Source organism: Acidovorax sp. FHTAMBA (genome assembly GCF_038958875.1).
Classification (GTDB): domain Bacteria; phylum Pseudomonadota; class Gammaproteobacteria; order Burkholderiales; family Burkholderiaceae_C; genus Acidovorax.
In genome coordinates this window covers 2956701-2975350 of record NZ_CP152407.1, presented here as the reverse complement: position 1 = coordinate 2975350, position 18650 = coordinate 2956701, and the positions used below count along the sequence as shown (strand labels likewise).

The window sequence follows — 18650 nt, the reverse complement described above, 5'->3', positions numbered from 1 at the left end:
GCAGGGCGTGCGCCGGGTAAGGCACATGCGTTGGAGCCTGAGTTGCCCAGGGGCGCACCCACTGCGCAAGCACGGCGCGGGTGATATGGTTCCAGCGCTGCAGTTGCGCAGTGGATGGCCAGGAGGTGGTGAGGGCCTTGCCCCACAGGAACTGTTTTTGGTGGTTACCCATATGCCGAGCCCTGTTGCGCCTCCCCCTTCCATGGGGGCGGCTCGCCTTGCGGCGTGTTGTCAGGGTGCGTGGCCCTGTTGCGCAGAGTCTGGAAGGTTGCAAGCCGTGCCACTGTCTGGCAACGCACATAGCTGGGCGCGTGCGACCTGTGGGCTTTGCATGCTGCAGGCTGCACCCAGAACGAAGTGGTGTCCTGTTGCCGGTGTTACATTCAGTTTTATCGCTCGGAGGCTGTCGGACTTGGACGTCATCGGCTGCAAATCGGCCGCAGCGGTCCGTTTTTCACCGTCCTTTTGCCTCATAGCTGGCTATGGAGCTATCGACGCTTCAAGTCCGACAGTCTCCTGAAAGCACCTGTTTGAGCCTCTGGCCAGGAGTCCTCCCATGTCCCCAGAACGCCAACGGCTGGTCCGCCTGCTGTTCGACGAATACATCGAGATGTATGCCGCACGGGATGCGAGGCTGGTCACCCGCTTCAGCGACAACTTCAGCGGCTTTGCGGGCAGCAGCGACCAGCTGATCAAGAGCCGTAGCGACTGGGTGGACGTCACCTTGCAGGACTTTGCCCAGGTGCCCGGGCGCATCGGCATTGACGTGGTGGACCTCTTCCCCCAGGAGCTGAGCGATGACGTGGTGGCTGGCACCGCGTTTTTCCACATCCACCTGCCCATGCCTGACGTAGTGTTTGCCCGCGAGACCGTGCGGCTGGTGCTGGTGTTTCGCCATGAGGGCGGCGACTGGAAGATTGCGCACAGCAGCTTTTCCATCCCCTACGGCCTGGCGCGTGAAGGCGAGGTGTTTCCGGTAGGCCGCCTGCAGCAGCGCAACCTGGAGCTAGAGGCCCTGGTGGAGGAGCGCACCCAGGCCCTGGCCGAGGCGAACCAGCGCCTGCAGTTGATCAGCAACACCGACGGGCTCACCGGCATTGCCAACCGTCGGCATTTTGACCAGACCCTGGCGCATGAATGGGCGCGGGCCCAACGGGCGCGCACGCCGCTCTCGCTCATCATGCTGGACGTGGACGTGTTCAAGCACTTCAATGACCACTACGGCCACCTGGCCGGAGACAAATGCCTGCAGACCCTGGCCCTGACCCTGGCGCAAACGGGCGGGCGCCGCGATGGCGACCTGGTGGCGCGCTTTGGCGGCGAGGAGTTTGTGGCGCTGCTCCCCGCCTCCGACGCGCCGGCGGCCCTGGAAGTGGCGCGCAAGATCCAGCACGCCATGCAGTCGCTGGCCCTGCCGCACTATGGCGCCCCGTTTGGCATAGTGACGGTGAGCTTTGGCGTGGCCACTGTGGTGCCGGAGCGTGATCAGGCCCCCGAAGAACTCGTGCGCCGCGCCGACCGTGCGATGTACCAGGCAAAGCAGTCTGGCCGCAACTGCATTGTGGTGGCGCCTGACTGAAGCCTGCGGGCATCCGCGCTGCGCCAGCCGCAGCGGCTGTTCATTCAGGGTTTACCCGAATGAAACGCGCCGAAGTGGCGACAATGGACGGCTATGCAATTTTCCCGTTTTCTCAAAATGGCCCTCATCCTGGGCCTGCTCTCGGCCATCGGGCCGTTTGCCATCGACATGTACCTGCCCGCTCTGCCCGACATTGGCGCCAGTCTGGGGGCATCTGTGGGCGCCGTGCAGTGGAGCCTGACGGCGTTTTTCCTGGCGCTCGGTGTCGGCCAGCTGTTTTATGGCCCCATTTCCGACATGGTGGGGCGCAAGCCGCCGCTGTACTTTGGCCTGGGCGTGTTCACGCTGGCCAGTGTGGGCTGCGCGCTGGCGACAGACATCGAAACGCTGGTGGCCCTGCGTTTCGTACAGGGGCTGGGGGCGGCGGCGGGCATGGCCATACCGCGCGCGGTGGTGCGCGACCTGCACACGGGCACCGAAGCGGCGCGCCTGATGTCGCTGCTGATGCTGGTGTTCAGCGTGTCACCCATCCTGGCGCCGCTCGCAGGCAGCGGGGTGATTGCGCTGACCGGCTGGCGCGGTGTGTTCTGGGTGGTGGCCGTGGCCGCCGTGGCGGGGCTGGCGCTGGTGTGGGGGAGCCTGCGGGAGACGCGCCCTGCGGCCGACCGCGTGGAAAGCAGCCTGGGTGGAGCCCTGCGCGCCTATGCATTGCTACTGCGCGACGGGCACTATTTGGGCCTGGTGTTCATAGGCGGCTGCGCCATGGCCGGTTTTTTTGTGTATCTGGCGGGCTCGCCCTTTGTGCTCATCAACCACTATGGGCTTACGCCCACGCAGTACAGCCTGGCTTTTGGGGTTAACGCGGCGGCGTTCATCGGCGCCTCCCAGTTCACCGCCACGCTGGGTGGGCGCTTTGGCATGGTGCGGGTGGTAAAGGCGGCGGCCACGGCCTCGGGCGCGGTGATGGCGTCGTTGCTGCTGTACTACCTGGCGGGCGGTGATGATTTGGCGGTGCTGATCGGCTTGTACTTTGGTGCCAGCGCGCTCATGGGGCTGGTGATACCCACCACCTCGGTGCTGGCGCTGGAAAAGCATGGCGCGATCGCCGGCACGGCATCCGCCCTGCTGGGCACCCTGCAGATGCTGACCGGCGCAGCCGCCATGGGCGTTGTCGGCCTGTTTGCCAATGGCAAACCGCTGCCCATGGTGGTGGGCATGGCCACTGGCGCGTTGTTGGGGGTGGTGCTGTGCTGGATCACCCTCGCACGCGACCCGGCCCGGCGCACGGTCGCGACGCACAAGGCATCTTGATGCCTTCACTATTTATTTGATAGCTGCTGGCGCTTATCCATCAAGCGTCGGAGGCCTTTTTGGCACTTGTTTGGTACGGTGTTGGCCGCATCAACCCCTGCGTAACCCGCCGCCGGGGCGGGGTGCCAGCGCGTGGATCAGGGCCGGCACCTGGGCCGAAAGCTCCCGTGCCAGGTACCCAAGGCTGCCCTGGTCCTGCGCCAGCGCAATGCCGGCCCGTGCATGCAGCCAAACGCCCCAGGCGCATGCGTGCAGGGGGGCGGCGCCGCGCGCGGCCAGTCCACCGATCAGCCCGGCCAGCGTGTCGCCGGAGCCCGAGGTGGCCAGGCCGGGTGTTCCGCCTGCAAAACGCAGAGCGGTTCCATCGGGCTGCGCAATGAAGGTGGTGCTGCCCTTGAGGGCAACACAAGCGCCCCAGCGCCGGGCGCCAGCCAACGCGGCCTGAAGCGGTTGCGCCAGTACGGCCTCTTTGGTGTCGCCGGTCAGGTGGGCCATTTCGCCGGCGTGCGGCGTCATCACCACGGGTTGTGTGAGCGGCAGGGCGTCGCGCACCACCGACATCGCAAGTGCATCAAGCACCACCGTGCTCTGCCGAAACAGCGGCAGCATTGCGCGCACGAACGCCACGCTGCGGGCCTCGTCCAGCATGCCCGGGCCCAGCACCACGGCGCTCACGCGATCGGCCAGAGGGCCCAGACGCTCGCAGTCGCGCGCAGCAAACCCGCCAGCGCGGGTTTCGGCCAGGCCCATCACGCGCGCTTCCGGTATGGCCAGTGCCAGGCCTTGCGCCACCCGCTCGGGCGCCGCCACCGTCAGCTTGCCAGCGCCGGCGCGCAGGGCCGCAACGGCAGCCAACAGCGCTGCGCCGGGCATCTCGTGGCTGCCGGCCACCACCAGCACATGGCCGCGCTGCTCCTTGTCGGCATCGTCGCCGGGCGCCGGCAATGGCCAGCGGCGCAGCAAGGCCTCGGTCAAGGCCCGGGGGCGGGGTGTGCGTGGGGCGGGGGAGGCCATGCGTCAAGGCTTGGGAGCAGCCGCGGCGTCGGGCTCGCGCGTCACGGGGGTGCGGGTATTGCGCAGCGGCGCCAGAAAGTTTGCCTGCACCAGCTGCATGCCTGCATCGGCGCGCCCCTCGGCAGTGCGGAGGGCGCGGTAAGTGGTGACGGCGCAGTTGGGTACGTCGCCCTGGCGGTCGATGTCCAGAATCTGCTGCTCGTCCATCTGCTCGATCAAGTAGCGCACACAGTTGACGATGACCTGGTGCGCCACGATGAGTACGCGCTGCCCTGCGTATTCGCGCGTCACCATTTCCTGCAGGCTGCGCAGGCGCAGGATCACGTCGCACCAGCTCTCGCCACCGGGTGGCCTGAAGTAAAACTTGCCCACATGGGCCCGCTGTTCGGCCAGCTGGGCATGGTGTTGTTCGATGCCCCACTTGGTGAGCCGGTCCAGAATGCCGAACTCCTTTTCGCGCAGCCGCTCGTCCAGGCGCAGCGTTACGTGCTCCAGGCGGCTGTGCTGCGCCACCAGCCTCGCTGTCTGCACGGCGCGCACGTACGGCGAACACAAAATCACCTGCGGCTGTTCGTGCACCAGCGCCTGGCCAAACCATTCGCCCAGTGCAGCCGACTGCTGCTCCCCCAGTTCTGACAGCGGCACATCGATGTCGCGCCATGCGATGTCAATGGTGTGATGCCGTGCAAGCTCGGCTGCATCGCGCGCCACATTGCCTGCGCTTTGGCCGTGGCGCACCACCCACAGCATGTCGGGCCAGCGGGTTTCCATGGCGTCGGATCAGCTGCCAGATTTGCCGGCGCGCCCCGCAGGACGGGGCAAACCACCCGCTGCCGACGCCACGCGCGCAAGCTTGCTTGCGACCCCGTCGCGCCCCGACGCGGCACGGGCAATCAATGCGCCACCGACTGCGCGGCCGAGCAAGCGCCCCACCAGGCCCCGGCTGCGGCCGGCCCGGCGCATTAGCAGTACACCGGCGCCCAGCACCAACCAGTGCTCACCGACGAAACCGGGGCGTGCGTCGTCCCACTGTTTGATATCTTGAATTTTTTGAGGCAGGTTCATGGCAATACACCCAAGTGAATCTGTTGCCATGGTGCCGGGACGCGCTTGCCGGCGATGTCGGCGCGCCGTTTCGGCGAGCGTGATCCGCGTCCTACACGCGGAGTTCAGCGCCCCGCTGCAGTGGCGGCCGCAACGGCCTCGGCCAGGGCACGCACCGTGCGCGGCGCGCAACCCTCGGCGTGGTTGCTGATCGCCACATACGCGTTCTGCCCCCGCCGGGTGACGCCCGCAACCACGCTGGCCAGCTCGGCGCGGGTGGGCAGGTCAGGGTGTTGCAGGCGGTCATAGGGGGTGTACAGGCGCTCGGCCTCTTCATATCCATACGGGCCATGCACGGGGTTGAGGTTCCAGCGGCACACGAGCGGGCCGGGCCACAGCGCGCGCAGCAGGGGCAGCTGTTGCGGCAGCGGGGGCATCTTGGCATGCAGGCCCAGGCAGTAGGTGGCGCCGGTCTCGCGCAGCACCGCCGCAAAGTCGGGGGTCAGCCATTCGGGGTCGCGCACCTCCACAGCGATCACGCCATCGGGTGCCAGCCGCGTCAGTGCGGGCTGTACGAGCAGCATGGCGCGCAGGCGATCCAGCAGCAGGGGCATGCGGTCCAGCTGCGCCAGCGGCAGGGGGCTGAGCTGAAACACCAGCGCGCCCAGCTTGTGCCCCAGGCCTTGCAGCGCGGGCTCCACGAACTCGCTGCGCGCCAGTTCGGGGCTCAAAAATACCGGGTTGGCCTGGCGGCCCCGGCCGACTTCGCTGCGCACCAGGGCGTCCGTGACCACACTGGGTGCCTTCACCACAAACCGGAAGTCGTCGGGCACCTGCGAGGCATAGCGTTCGTACTCGCTGACGGTGAGCGGGCGGTAAAAGCTGCGGTCGATGCTCACCGTGCGCATCAACGGGTGCTGGGCATACACCGCCAGGCCCTGTTTGGACAGCTGCGTCTCGGAATGCTCGCCCTCCCACACCAGCCCTTGCCAGCCCGGGTAGCTCCAGCTGGACGTGCCCAGGCGCAGCCGTGGGGGCAGGGCGGCTGCCAGCGCACGAAGTGCATCGTCGGGCGTGATGGCGGTGACCTGGCCAGAGCGTTTGCGCCGGGCAGGCGCTTTGGCCAGATCAGCAGCTTCAGCTTCAGCCTCAGCGGCATCGGCCTGGGCGGGCAGGATGGGCCGCCGCTCGGGTGCAGGGGGCCTCGGGACATCGGTGCCGAACAGGTCGTCTTGCATGCGGTGCGTTGCGATAGGTCAGGGGGCGGGGCAGCGCAGCGTTACAGCCCGGAGAACAGCCCGCCTTCGTTCAACAGCTCGTACGTGATCTCCGGCCGCTGGTCCATGCCCTTCTTGATGGCGGCCGGGATGGCCTGGCGTGTCTTGCGGCACAGGCCCCGCTGCTCATGGACCAGGATGGTGATGCCGCGCAGCGTGCGCACCTCATTCGGGCTGGGTGCAATGGTCAGGCGCAAGCCCAGTTGCTGCTCCATGCGGTCTTGCAGGCGCCGCAGGTCGGCAAGGCTGGTGATGTTCTCCAGCCGCTGCAGCAGCTTTTTCTCCTCGGCCTGGGTGAGCTGCAGGATGCGGGCATCAACGTCGGCGTTCGGGGATTGCAGCAGCGCATCCCGGTCGCAGACACAGGCGCCCGGCGGGCATTCCGTGCGGATGGGGAAAGGCAGGGGCTGCATGGAGGGGTACAAGCGGGTGGGTCCTGAAGGCTTGGGCTGTGCATTCTAGACAGCGCGGCCTGCTTTCGGGGCGGGGCGGCGATGGTCGCAAGCGCTGTGGCAAACTCCCGCGCTTCGCGTTTTTGTTCGTTTTGACTGAGTCTCAGAGAGTTTGCCCACACATGCAGCAGATCATCCGGCAGTTGGCCGCAGAAATCAGGGTTAGTGAACAACAGGTGCGCGCAGCCGTGGAGCTGCTGGATGGCGGCGCTACGGTGCCGTTCATCGCCCGCTATCGCAAGGAAGTGACGGGTGGACTGGACGACATCCAGCTGCGCGAGCTGGAGGCGCGCCTGTCGTACCTGCGCGAGCTGGACGACCGCCGCGTGGCCGTGCTCAAGGCCATTGACGAGCAAGGCAAACTGACCGACGCGCTGCGCGCCTCCATCGCCGCTGCTCCAACGAAGCAGGAGCTGGAAGACATTTACCTGCCCTTCAAACAAAAGCGCCGAACCAAGGGACAGATCGCGCGCGAGTTCGGTATCGAGCCGCTGGCCGACAAGCTGTTTGCCGATCCTGCGCTGGACCCTGCTGTAGAGGCCGCCGCGTTCACCAAGCCGCCCGAAGTGCTGGACGATGGCAAGCCGGGTGCAGACTTCTCCACCGTGCCCGCTGTGCTCGATGGCGTGCGCGACATCCTCAGCGAGCGCTGGGCCGAAGACCCGGCACTGGTGCAAAACCTGCGCGAATGGCTGTGGGCCGAGGGGCTGCTGCGCAGCAAGAAGGTCGAATCCAAGAACGAGAACGACCCCGAGGTCTCCAAGTTCCGCGACTACTTCGACTACGACGAGCCCATTGGCCGCGTGCCATCCCACCGTGCCTTGGCTGTGTTCCGCGGGCGCGGGCTGGAGATCCTGGAAGCCAAGCTGGTGCTTCCCGTCGAGCCGGAGCCCGGCAAGCCCAGCCTCGCCGAAGGCAAGATCGCCCTGCACCTGGGCTGGAGCCACCAGGGCCGCAAGGCCGATGACCTCATCCGTAAATGCGTGGCCTGGACCTGGCGCGTCAAGCTGAGCCTTTCGACCGAGCGCGACCTGTTTGCCCGCCTGCGCGACGACGCAGAAAAGGTGGCGATCAAGGTGTTTGCCGACAACCTTCGCGACCTGCTGCTGGCCGCGCCCGCTGGCCCGCGTGTGGTGATGGGCTTGGACCCGGGCATCCGCACGGGCGTGAAGGTGGCCGTGGTGGACACCACGGGCAAACTGGTGGAGACCGCTACGGTGTACCCGCACGAGCCCAAGCGCGACTGGGACGGCTCGCTGTTCACCCTGGCCAAGCTGGTGGAAAAGCACGGTGTGAACCTGATTGCAATTGGCAACGGCACAGCCAGCCGCGAGACCGACAAGCTGGCCGCTGACCTCATCAAGATGGCCGCCAAGGTGGGCCACGCCATTGAGAAGGTGGTGGTGAGCGAGGCCGGTGCCTCGGTGTACTCCGCCAGCGAATACGCCTCGCAAGAGATGCCCGATGTGGACGTGAGCCTGCGCGGCGCCGCCTCCATCGCCCGCCGCCTGCAGGACCCGCTGGCCGAGCTGGTCAAGATCGACCCCAAGAGCATCGGCGTGGGCCAGTACCAGCACGACGTGAACCAGAGCGAGCTGGCGCGCACCCTTGGCACGGTGGTGGAAGACTGCGTGAACTCGGTGGGCGTGGACCTGAATACGGCCAGCGTGCCGCTTTTGAGCCGCGTATCGGGTCTGTCGGGCAGCGTGGCCAAGGCCGTGGTGCGCTGGCGCGAGGCCAATGGCGCGTTCAAGAGCCGCAAGCAGCTGATGGACGTGGCGGGCCTGGGCGCCAAGACCTTTGAGCAAAGCGCGGGCTTCTTGCGCATTCGCGATGGCGAGAACCCGCTCGACATGACCGGCGTGCACCCCGAGACCTACCCTGTGGTCGAGCAGATCATGGAAAAGACCGGCAAGCCCGTGGCCGAGCTCATGGGCCGCGCCGACATGCTCAAGACCCTGAAGCCCGAGCTGTTTGCGAACGAAAAATTCGGCGTCATCACCGTCAGGGACATCCTGGCCGAGCTGGAAAAGCCCGGCCGCGACCCGCGCCCGGACTTCAAGGTGGCGCGCTTCAACGACGGCGTGGAGGACATCAAGGACCTGAAGGAAGGCATGATCCTGGAGGGCACGGTGAGCAACGTGGCCCAGTTCGGCGCCTTCATCGACCTGGGCGTGCACCAGGATGGCCTGGTGCATGTGAGCCAGCTGGCGCACAAGTTTGTGAACGATGCGCGCGAAGTGGTCAAGACCGGCGACATCGTCAAGGTCAAGGTCATGGAGGTGGACGTGGAGAGGAAGCGCATCGGCCTGTCGATGAAGCTGGGGGATGCACCACCACGCCAGGGCGGTGAACGGGGCGCGCTGCGCGATAACCGGTTTGAAGGCGCAGGCAGAGGCTATGCGCAACCCCAGCGCCGGGGGCCCGAGCCTGTGCAGCAGTCGGCCATGGCGTCGGCTTTTGCGAAGTTGCAACAGGCGAAGAACCGATAGTGACGGTGGGGTGTGGGGGCCATAATCGCCGCACCTTAACCCCCGCGCCCACACCCCATGGAGTTGAACGCACTGCTGGCCGAACCCGTGGCCCTGCCCAGCCTTCCGCGCGCCGTGGCGCTGCTGATGAGCGAGCTGGCCCATGAAGAGCCCAGCCTGCGCCGCCTGAACAAGCTCTTTGGCTCGGATCCGGCACTCGCCGGGCGGCTGCTGGAGCTGGCCAACTCCCACACGTTCCAGGTGCCCCGGCAGATTGCCAACATCCCCGAGGCGCTGGCCTTGCTGGGGACGGCCCAGGTGCGTTCGCTGGTCACCACGGCGCCGCTGGGTACCACCTCGCGTTCGGTGCCCGGGGTCAACATGCAGCAGTTCTGGCGCTACAGCCTCAACACGGCCAAGCTCGCGCGGTCCCTGGCAGGGCTGACGCTGCAAAACCAGACGACTGCCTACACGGCGGGGCTGCTGCACGCGCTGGGTGAGCTGGTGATCCACCTGGCCGATCCGGAAAAAGCCCAGTCGGTCAACACGCTGGTGGCCCCGTTCGACATGCGGCGGGGCAAGATCGAACAACGCATCTTTGGCTACAGCTTCGGCCATGTCACCGCCGGCCTGGCCCGCCGCTGGCGCCTGCCGGAAGTGCTGGTGGACGCCATGCAGCACCAGGGGGCACCGTTTGACAACAATGCCTACGAGCCCCTGGCGGGTGTCATCCACCTCGCCGCCTGGCGCGCCCGCGCCCGTGAGGCCGAGCTGGGCGAGAAGGAGCTGGCGGTTTCCTTCCCGGCAGAGGTGGGGCTGCCTCTGGGCCTGGACATCGACATGGTGCTTCAGCAAGACCCGATTGACTGGACGGCCAAACCGGAAGTCGCAGACTACGTGGTGTGAGCCGGGCAGGGGGTGCGAGTGCAGCCCTGCCTGGGCCATGCCACAGCACAGCACGGCGCCGTGCACTGCGACAATGCCGCCCATGAAAGCCCTGCGCATCCATGCCGGCCCCGTCGCCCGCCAGCACCTTGAACAACGCGGCCTGCAGCCGTCTGATGTGGCGGTCATCCCTGCCGCCGCCGGCGGGCCCAAAGGCCTCATCCTCGGACCGCTCGACCGGTTCATCTTTGGCGACTGGCTGCCGCGCTCGCAACAGCCGGTTCATCTGGTGGGCGCTTCGATTGGCGCATGGCGCATGGCCACGGCGTGCCTGGATGCGTCCGTGGCGGCGTTTGAGCGCCTGGAGCACGACTACATCCACCAGGACTACGAGCTTCCTCCCGGCAAGACGCGCCCCACGGCGGCCCATGTCAGCGAGCGATTCGGGCAGAACCTGGAGGCGTTCTATGGCGGGCGTGTCGGCGAGGTGCTGAACCACTCCCGTTACCACCTGCACATCGTCACGTCGCGCGGGCGGCATTTGCTGGGCCGCGAACACCGTGTCGCCACGCCCCTGGGCTATCTGGGCGCTTTTCTCACCAACACCGTGCACCGCAAGGCCATGGGCGCCTGGCTGGAGCGCGTGGTGTTTTCCTCCGCCGGTGCGGCCTTGCCATTTGCCACCACCGACTACCGCACCCGTCAGGTCGGGCTCACGGCGGACAACTTCATGCAGGCCCTGCAAGCGAGCTGCTCCATTCCGTTTGTGCTGCAGGCCGTACACAACATCCCGGGAGCGCCGCCCGGCGCGTACTGGGACGGGGGCATTACCGACTATCACCTGCACCTGGCCTACGGAAAGCAGCATGGTGAAAGTGCAAAAATGATAGCTGCAAGCGCTTATCCATCAAGCGCTGAAGGCAAAAATGACCTGAAATTGGGAGCCGCAAGCGCAATGGGCAGCCTCGTGCTGTACCCCCACTTCCAGCACCGCGTGGTGCCCGGCTGGCTCGACAAAAGCCTCAAGTGGCGCCACAAATCCACCGCTGCACTCGACAGCATGGTGGTGTTGTCCCCATGTCCTGACTGGGTACGCACCCTGCCTAATGGCAAACTTCCCGACCGCAACGATTTCACCCACTACGGCGCCGATAGCGCGTCCCGCGCCAAGGCATGGCGGGCGGCGACACGGGCCAGCCAGCAGTTGGCACAGGAATGGGCGGAGTGGCTGGAGCGGCCGGATATGAAGGCTGTTGACCCGCTGTAATTGCCGGCGTCAGAGTGAAGCAGGCCGCTTGGCTGCCGTCTGAATGACCTTGGAGGCGTGGCGGGCGCTGTGCTCGCGCGCCCACGCCAGCACCTCGTGCGCTGGCATGGGTCGGGCAATCCCGAACCCCTGCGCGCGCTCGCAGCCGAGATCCAGCAGTTTCGCGGCTTGCTGGGGTGTCTCCACGCCCTCAGCCACCACATGCCGCCCGAAGGCTCCCGCCAGCGCGATGATGGCGCTGACCAGCGTGAGATCGTCCCCGTCTTCCAGAATGCCCTGCACGAAAGTCTGGTCGATCTTGATCGTGTCCGCCCGCAGGCGCTTGAGGTAAGAAAGCGATGAATAGCCGGTGCCGAAGTCATCCAGGGCAAACCGGACTCCAAGCGCCTGGCAGCTTTGCATCATGTGGCGCATGTACTGCATGTCCTGCAGGGCGGCGGATTCCAGGATTTCCAGTTCCAGCCGGGACGGCGAGACTTCGGGGCAGGTCTGCAGGATGTCCTTGAGCCGTTCCACAAAGTTGACCTTGTGAAAGTGCGTGGCGGCGATGTTCACGCTGACCTCCCAGAGCATGCCTGCATCGGTCCACTGCCGCATCTGGGCAAGGGCTTGGCGCAGAACCCATTCGCCCAGCTCCACCTGGAGTTCTACGTCCTCGATCAGCGGCAATACGTGCTGCGGCCCCACCAGACCATGCTCGGGGTGCTGCCAGCGCAGCAGGGCTTCAAGGCCCAGGATCTCGCCGGTGCGCAGGTTGACTTTGGGTTGGTAGTGCAGCACCAGCTCGCCGGCGTGCAGTGCGCGCGCCACGCCCGTCTGGCGGGTGTGCTGGGTTTGTACGGCGTGGTCGTGCTGCACATCGAACACGTGCAGCTGATTGCGGCCAAAGCTCTTGGCCTGGCACATGGCCTGGTCGGCGTGGCGCAGCAGGGTGTCGGGGTTGGCGTCGTCCTGCGGAAACACGGCAATGCCCACGCTCACCGTGGTGTGCAGAAGTCGGTCGTCGATGGCATAGGGGGCGGCGAGCTGTTCCATCAGCATGGCCACGCGCGCCTCGACGGCGGCCACGTCGGGCAGTGCGCCGAGCAGCAGCACGAATTCGTCGCCCCCCATCCGGGCGGTCACATCCGGCGGCGAGAGGAAGGCCTCCAGTCGTCGCGCGGTTTCCTTGAGCAGGCGGTCTCCCACGCGGTTGCCGTGGGTGTCATTGACCACCTGGAAGTGGTCGATGTCCAGCATGCAAACCGCCAGCAGCGAACCCTGTTGACGCGCCACGAAAATGGCATGGGTCAGGCGCTCGGCCAGTGCGGCCCGGTTATAGAGGCCTGTGAGCGCGTCATGCCGGGCGTGCCACGAGATCTGGTGGCGCAGGTTGCGGGTTTCGGTGACGTCGCGGAAAACCAGCACACAGCCCACGGCTTCGCTGGTGCCCTTGCGGATCGCTGATGCCGTGTATTCGATCGCATAGCGCTCGCCGGACCGGTGGATCAGCACTTCGTGGGTGGTCGGCTGCAGGGCGCCGGTCACGGTGTCGCGCCCCGCCATGGCGCTGGCGCTCAGGCTGCCCTGGTCTTCGTGGAGGCGAAAGACATCGTCGAGCTGCCGTCCCAGGGCCTGGTCGGCGGTGAAACCGGTCATGAGCTGGGCGGCCTCGTTGATGGTTTCGATACGCCCATGGAGGTCGGTGGTGATGACGCCGTCGCCGATGGAAGCCAGGGTGACTTCAGCCCGTTCCTTTTCGGCGCGCAGGGCCTCCTGGGCCCGCTTGCGGTCGGTCACGTCGACCAGGGTGCCGATCGTGCCGCCCAGCTTGCCCCGCGTGGTGGTAAACGGCGCCTCGAAATACGCCATGTCCCTGGGGGCCTGCTGGTGCGGCGGGTAGATGCGGATTTCGTTGTCCTGCGCCTGGGCGATCTGCGAAGAGCGTTCAGGCGAGAGCTCCGGCGGATAGGCCATGCTGGACGATTGCGCATTGCCCGGACCCGCGGGCACATGGAACAGCTGCTTCCAGGCGCGGTTGACGTCCAGGTAGGCGCCATCGGCATCGCGCACAAATACCGGCAGCGGCAGGGCATCAATCAGTTGGCGGGTGAAGTGCAGTTGCTCGCTTTGCTGCTGCTGGGTTTCACGCAGCGACAGGACCAGAGACTGGATTTTGCCCGCCATGTCGTTGAACGCGGCGGCCATCGCCCGCGACTCCAGCGTGCCGGTCATTTGCATACGCGTGTCCAGGCGGCCCTGGCGGAAAGCGTCGGTCGCCTCGGTCAGGCGGCGCAATGTGCGCGCATTGGCGCGCAGCAGCAGCGTGAGCAGAAACAGGATGGTGAAGATATTGATCGCGGAGATGCGCCCCTGGACCACCACGGTTTTCCACACCTGGTTGATCAGTGGCGCGGCCTGCAACGTCACGGTGAGGCGCGCCGATTGACCGCCGGGCAGGCCGTGCCCGAACTGCTGGGTGGGCGGATCGATGTCTACCCAGCCGGTGAACCAGTCGGGTGCTGCCGGGAGTGATCGCGGCACCGTAGCCACGCTGGCGGGTGCGCCCGGCAGCTGCCAGGACAGCGATTCAACAACCGGGCCAAACCGCACCAGTGCGTCGTTCAGAAGCCGATCTCGTGCTGCGTTGTCTGAAGGTGGAAGGTCTGCCAGCGATGGCATTAGGGCATCGCCCACACGGCGCAGTTCGCTGCTGGCGTGGCGACGGACTTCGTCGGTCTCCGTGGCGACCAGGTAGTGATAGCGCACAGCACTGACCAAAAGGATGATGAGCACGATGGCGCCATAGAGCCGGGGATAGGTACCCCGCAGGAGCCACGTGCTGAGTTTTCCGATGCGCATGAACGGCCGCCCTTCCCCCCCCCACCCCAGGGTAAGAATTTGTTTAATTAATTAATTATTGTGTGGCGGAGTCTAGCGCGTTGCGCGCCACGGCCTTGAGCCGGGTGGGGCTTTTTTGCGGCCCGGTCGGCCACCGACGGTATGGGCGGCGCTGGAATGCGCGCCAGGTTTGCGCGCAGCCGACCCCAACCACACGCAGGGTCGTTGGCGTCGGCTACGAGTGGGGGGGCACTACAGCGACTGGCTGAGGATGTCCCGGTATTCCTGCGGCGTGGCGACGCGGGGATTGGTCTTGTGGCAATGATCGGCCATGGCGCCCTTGATGATGTCGTCGAACATCGCTTCAGTCACGCCCATGGCGGCCAGACCGGTGGGCAGGCCCAGGCGCGCATTCATGTCCCGGATGGCTTCGGGGATGTCGCCCGCACTGCCCAGCCCCATGGCGTGCGCCATGCGCTCCATGCGCTTTTCCTTTTGCACGGATTCGGCCGCTGCATTGAAGCGGATGACAGCGGGCAGGAACATCGCGTTGAGAGTGCCATGGTGCAGGCGCGGGTTCACGCCGCCCAGGCTGTGGCTCAGCGAATGCACCGCGCCCAGGCCCTTCTGGAAGGCCATGGCGCCCTGCATGCTGGCACTCATCATGTGCAGGCGTGCGTCGCGGTCGCTGCCGTTCTGGGTGGCTTGTGCGATGTGGGCCCAGCCGCGCGTGAGGCCGTCCAGTGCAATGCCGTCGGCTGGCGGGTTGAACGCGGCCGACATGAAGGTTTCCATGCAGTGCGCAATTGCATCCATGCCGGTGGCTGCCGTCAGCATGGGCGGCAGGCCCAGCGTGAGTTCCGGGTCGCAGATCGCCGTCTTGGGCACCAGGTTCCACGAATGAAAGCCGAGCTTGCGGTGGTCATCCACGATGATGATGGCGCCGCGTGCCACCTCGCTGCCCGTGCCGCTGGTGGTGGGCACGGCGATCAGCGGTGCGGCGCGCTCGGTGATGCGCGGCGAGCCGCCTTCAATGGTGGCGTAGTGGGTGAGCGGGCCCTCGTGCGTTGCGGCAATGGCAATGCCCTTTGCGCAGTCGATGGCCGAGCCGCCGCCCACGGCTATCAGTCCGTCGCAGCCCTGGGTTTTGTACATCTCTACCGCGGCGCGCACGGCGGCTTCGGTGGGGTTGGACGGGGTCTGGTCGAACACCGCTACGGTCAGGCCGGGCAGTGCATCCAGCGCCTTCTGTAACACGCCAGCGGCTTTCACGCCAGGGTCCGTCACCACCAGCGGGCGCGTGATGCCTACGCGTTCGCATTCCTGCTTGAGCAGCTTGACCGCGCCGAATTCAAACTGGATCTGGGTGACGTAGTAGATGAAAGCCATGGTGCAACAGGATGTGTGAATGAAAGTGCCAGCGTTTACGATAGCCCGCGGGCGTACAGAAGAGAACATGTCGACAGCCCACTTTATAAGCAGGAGACACGGGTGAAAACGAAGCAAACCCTGACGGCGGCCCTGTTAGTCGTCGCATTTGCGACAAAGGCGCAGGCGCATTGCCTGAAAGATGCGACGGCCGCAGGCCTTTTGGAGACCTTCTCGCCGCTCCTGCCGGGCAAGGCGATCGAGCCCCTTTCTTTCACGTAGCGCTGTGCGTGCCGGCCCGCGCCCTGCGGGCCAAAGCCTTTCAATTGCCGAGACTTTGACCCTTGACCGACCTGCACATCCACCACACCCGTCTCACCCCCCAGATGCGCAGCGTGCTCGAACGCATGGCGCGTGCGGGGCATCCCCCGCTGCACACCCGCAGCCCGCACGATGCGCGTATCGCTTACCAGGCGGGCGCCGACGTGCTCGAAGTGCCCAAGGCGCCTCTGGCGCGCGTGCAAGACTTCCACATTCCTGCCCGCGACGGCCACGCACTGCCTGCGAGGTTGTATGCCCCCACCACCGACACGGGGCTGCCGTTACTGCTCTACACCCACGGCGGGGGATTCACCATTGGCAGCATTGCCACACATGACATCCTGTGCCGTGAACTGGCGCGATTGGGCCACTGCATGGTGGTGTCGCTGGACTACCGGCTGGCGCCGGAGCACCGCTTTCCCACGGCCAGCAACGATGCGTGGGATGCGCTGCTATGGCTTGCCGCCAACGCCGCAAGCCTGGGTGCAGACCCGCAGCGCCTTGCCGTAGGGGGCGACAGCGCGGGCGGCACGCTGGCTGCCGTCAATGCCATCCTGGCACGCGATGCGAACCTGCCCCTGGCACTGCAGCTGCTGATTTACCCCGGGTGCGCAGCGCACCAGGACACGCCTTCCCACGCCACCTTCGCGCGGGGGCTGGTGCTGGAGGAGCCCGCCATCAGCTGGTTCTTCGGGAATTATGTGACCACGCGAGAGGAACGCGAAGACTGGCGTTTTGCGCCTCTACTGGCGCCGGACGTGGAGGGCGTTGCGCCGGCCTGGATCGGCCTGGCCGAATGCGACCCCCTGGTGGATGAGGGCATCGATTACGCCGACAAGCTGCGGCTGGCGGGTGTGCCCGTTGATCTCGATATTTACCGCGGTGTCACCCACGAGTTCATCAAGATGGGGCGCGCCATTCCCGAAGCGCGCAAGGCCCACGCAGACGCCGCCCGTGCGCTGCGCCAGGCATTTCAAATGGAGTGAGAAAGAAAACCATGCAACGCACTGATTTCCGCTGTTTCCACCGCCTACGCGTGCGCTGGGCCGAAGTGGACATGCAAAAGATCGTCTTCAATGCCCACTACCTCATGTACATCGACACGGCCATGAGCGATTACTGGCGTGCGCTGGCATTGCCCTATGAAGCGGGGATGCAGACCCTGGGCGGCGAGATGTACGTCAAGAAAGCCACCGTGGAATACCACGCCTCGGCGCGGCTGGACGATACCCTGGACGTAGGGCTGCGCTGCGCCCGGGTGGGCACTTCGTCCAGCCTGTTCCAGGCGGGTATCTTCGCGGGCGATCAGTTGCTGGTGTCCGGCGAGCTGATCTACGTGTTTGCCGACCCGGCCACGCAAACCTCGCGCCCCGTGCCCCCCGCGCTGCGGGCCATTTTTGAGAGCTTCGAAGCGGGCGCCGAGATGGCTGAAGTCAAGACGGGCGACTGGAACGCCCTGGGCCGGGATGCGAGCCGGTTGCGCACAGAGGTGTTCGTGCGTGAACAGGGCATTGCGCCCGACATCGAGGCCGATGCGCTGGATGCGACCGCCAGACACGCGGTCGTCTACAACCGCCTGGGCATGCCCGTGGCCACAGGGCGTCTGCTGCAGCAGGCGCCCGGTGTGGCGCGCATCGGCCGGATGGCTGTAGACCGTTCAGTGCGCGGTGCCCAGTGGGGGCGGGAACTGCTGGAGGCCCTGGTCGCCGCCGCGCGTGCCCGGGGCGATACCGAGGTGCAGCTGCACGCCCAGCGCAGCGCCGAGGGCTTCTACCGCCGCGCCGGGTTTGCCGCAGCGGGCGACCCGTGGGAAGAGGCTGGTATTGCGCACATCGCGATGTCGCGACAGCTGTAGTATTGCTCCTGAAAACATAGCTGCTCGCGCTTTACCAGTAAGCGCTGAAGACCATTTTGGCTTAAATATCTTCCAGCAACGGATAGGGCAGGGGCAGCAGGGCAAGGGGGACACCGGCGGGGGCGCCCACTTGTAGGCTCTGCTCCTGGGCCGCAGCGATCTGGAGCGAGACAATGGCATCAAAGCCGCCGTCCGGTGCAGGTGCCGCCTGCACCACGGTGCCGCAGGGCTGGTCAGGGTCTGAGGTGCTGAACACCTCGGCCCCCACCTCCACGGCCGCCGCAGTGTGGGCCACGTAGGCGCGGCGCTTGAGCGTACCCCGGAACTGGCTGCGCGCCACCACCTCCTGGCCGGGGTAGCAGCCCTTCTTGAAATTCACACCGCCCACCGATTCGTAGTTGAGCATCTGTGGGACAAATGCTTCGACCACCGGCGTCGTCAGGGTGGCCACGCCGCTTCGCACTTCGCTCCAGAGCCACAACGATGCATCCAGCGCTGGGCCCGCGGGCGCTGGTTCGGACGTGGGTGCCACCCAGAGCGCGCGCGGTTGGCCATCTGCCGGGTACAGGTGCACCACACTCGCACGGCCTGCATCGGCCTTGTGCCAGGCAGCGTGTGCGCCGCCCGCCACGGCGTTGATGGCATCTCCGGCAACGCCGTACAGCGAATAGTCCGCCGTGGCATCGGTCAGCCTGGCCTTGGCACGCAGCACAAACATGGACAGCCGTTTGAGCACAGCGGGCAGAAGGTCGCGGCTGCAGACCAGCAGTACCTCGGTGGCGCTGCGCTTGAAGCCGATGAAGCTGGCCTGCATGCGGCCTTTGGCCGACAGAAAGGCCGCCAGGCGGGCCTCGTCCATGCCCAGCAGGGCGAAATCCTGCGTGAGCTGGCCGTGCAGAAACTTGGCAGCGTCTTCGCCTTCCACGCGAATGACGCCCAGGTGAGAGAGGGGGGCAATGCCGTTCAGGGAGTAGGTCATCGCTGAA

The 18650-nt window shown here is 66.2% G+C and carries 16 protein-coding genes; 8 read left to right on the top strand and 8 right to left on the bottom strand.

The features are described 5' to 3' along the window. Nucleotides 1-556 precede the first annotated feature (556 nt). Together AAFF19_RS13980 and AAFF19_RS13975 are read left to right on the top strand one after the other, a co-directional pair. Nucleotides 557-1579, top strand: a complete 1023-nt coding sequence (locus tag AAFF19_RS13980; protein ID WP_342720395.1) for a diguanylate cyclase — start codon at nt 557-559, stop codon at nt 1577-1579. 93 nt (nt 1580-1672) lie between these two features. After that, a complete protein-coding gene (locus tag AAFF19_RS13975) occupies nt 1673-2890 on the top strand; it encodes a multidrug effflux MFS transporter (RefSeq protein WP_342720394.1) in 1218 nt (405 codons plus the stop codon). 90 nt (nt 2891-2980) lie between these two features. On the opposite strand, the gene AAFF19_RS13970 is transcribed toward AAFF19_RS13975, so the two are convergent. The 5 genes from AAFF19_RS13970 to AAFF19_RS13950 form a co-directional block, all read right to left on the bottom strand. Beyond that, on the bottom strand, nt 2981-3904 hold the full coding sequence (locus tag AAFF19_RS13970) for an NAD(P)H-hydrate dehydratase (RefSeq protein ID WP_034693702.1): 924 nt from the start codon (nt 3902-3904) through the stop codon (nt 2981-2983). Between the two features lie 3 nt (nt 3905-3907). After that, entirely contained in the window at nt 3908-4675 is a 768-nt protein-coding gene (locus tag AAFF19_RS13965; protein ID WP_342720393.1) for a histidine phosphatase family protein, read from the bottom strand. 9 nt (nt 4676-4684) lie between these two features. Further along, complete coding sequence (locus AAFF19_RS13960; protein ID WP_342720392.1) at nt 4685-4969, bottom strand: hypothetical protein; 285 nt, start codon at nt 4967-4969, stop codon at nt 4685-4687. 104 nt (nt 4970-5073) lie between these two features. After that, nucleotides 5074-6186 (bottom strand): DUF72 domain-containing protein, encoded by a 1113-nt coding sequence (locus tag AAFF19_RS13955; protein ID WP_342720391.1) that lies wholly within the window; start codon nt 6184-6186, stop codon nt 5074-5076. Nucleotides 6187-6227: 41 nt separating this feature from the next. Next, nucleotides 6228-6638, bottom strand: a complete 411-nt coding sequence (locus AAFF19_RS13950) for a hypothetical protein (protein WP_008904362.1) — start codon at nt 6636-6638, stop codon at nt 6228-6230. Between the two features lie 161 nt (nt 6639-6799). Here AAFF19_RS13950 and AAFF19_RS13945 point away from each other — a divergent pair, with 161 nt between their 5' ends. The 3 genes from AAFF19_RS13945 to AAFF19_RS13935 all read left to right on the top strand — a co-directional run bounded on the left by AAFF19_RS13945 (nt 6800) and on the right by AAFF19_RS13935 (nt 11300). Then, nucleotides 6800-9169, top strand: coding sequence for a Tex family protein (locus tag AAFF19_RS13945; RefSeq protein WP_342720390.1), 2370 nt, complete (start codon nt 6800-6802; stop codon nt 9167-9169). A gap of 57 nt (nt 9170-9226) precedes the next feature. Further along, a complete protein-coding gene (locus AAFF19_RS13940) occupies nt 9227-10054 on the top strand; it encodes an HDOD domain-containing protein (protein WP_342720389.1) in 828 nt (275 codons plus the stop codon). Between the two features lie 82 nt (nt 10055-10136). Next, complete coding sequence (locus AAFF19_RS13935; RefSeq protein ID WP_342720388.1) at nt 10137-11300, top strand: patatin-like phospholipase family protein; 1164 nt, start codon at nt 10137-10139, stop codon at nt 11298-11300. Nucleotides 11301-11309: 9 nt separating this feature from the next. Here AAFF19_RS13935 and AAFF19_RS13930 read toward each other — a convergent pair whose 3' ends face one another. Both AAFF19_RS13930 and AAFF19_RS13925 read right to left on the bottom strand, forming a co-directional pair. Next, on the bottom strand, nt 11310-14141 hold the full coding sequence (locus AAFF19_RS13930; protein WP_342720387.1) for an EAL domain-containing protein: 2832 nt from the start codon (nt 14139-14141) through the stop codon (nt 11310-11312). A 231-nt stretch (nt 14142-14372) separates the two neighbouring features. Continuing rightward, a complete protein-coding gene (locus AAFF19_RS13925) occupies nt 14373-15509 on the bottom strand; it encodes an iron-containing alcohol dehydrogenase (protein WP_342720386.1) in 1137 nt (378 codons plus the stop codon). Between the two features lie 102 nt (nt 15510-15611). On the opposite strand from AAFF19_RS13925, the gene AAFF19_RS13920 reads away from it, so the two are divergent. The 3 genes from AAFF19_RS13920 to AAFF19_RS13910 all read left to right on the top strand — a co-directional run bounded on the left by AAFF19_RS13920 (nt 15612) and on the right by AAFF19_RS13910 (nt 17664). Then, on the top strand, nt 15612-15770 hold the full coding sequence (locus tag AAFF19_RS13920) for a hypothetical protein (protein WP_182120113.1): 159 nt from the start codon (nt 15612-15614) through the stop codon (nt 15768-15770). Between the two features lie 104 nt (nt 15771-15874). After that, complete coding sequence (locus AAFF19_RS13915) at nt 15875-16795, top strand: alpha/beta hydrolase (protein WP_342721856.1); 921 nt, start codon at nt 15875-15877, stop codon at nt 16793-16795. 11 nt (nt 16796-16806) lie between these two features. Further along, nucleotides 16807-17664, top strand: coding sequence for a YbgC/FadM family acyl-CoA thioesterase (locus tag AAFF19_RS13910; RefSeq protein WP_008906963.1), 858 nt, complete (start codon nt 16807-16809; stop codon nt 17662-17664). Between the two features lie 61 nt (nt 17665-17725). Here AAFF19_RS13910 and AAFF19_RS13905 read toward each other — a convergent pair whose 3' ends face one another. Next, nucleotides 17726-18643, bottom strand: coding sequence for a folate-binding protein (locus AAFF19_RS13905; RefSeq protein WP_342720385.1), 918 nt, complete (start codon nt 18641-18643; stop codon nt 17726-17728). Between the last annotated feature and the right edge of the window lie 7 nt (nt 18644-18650).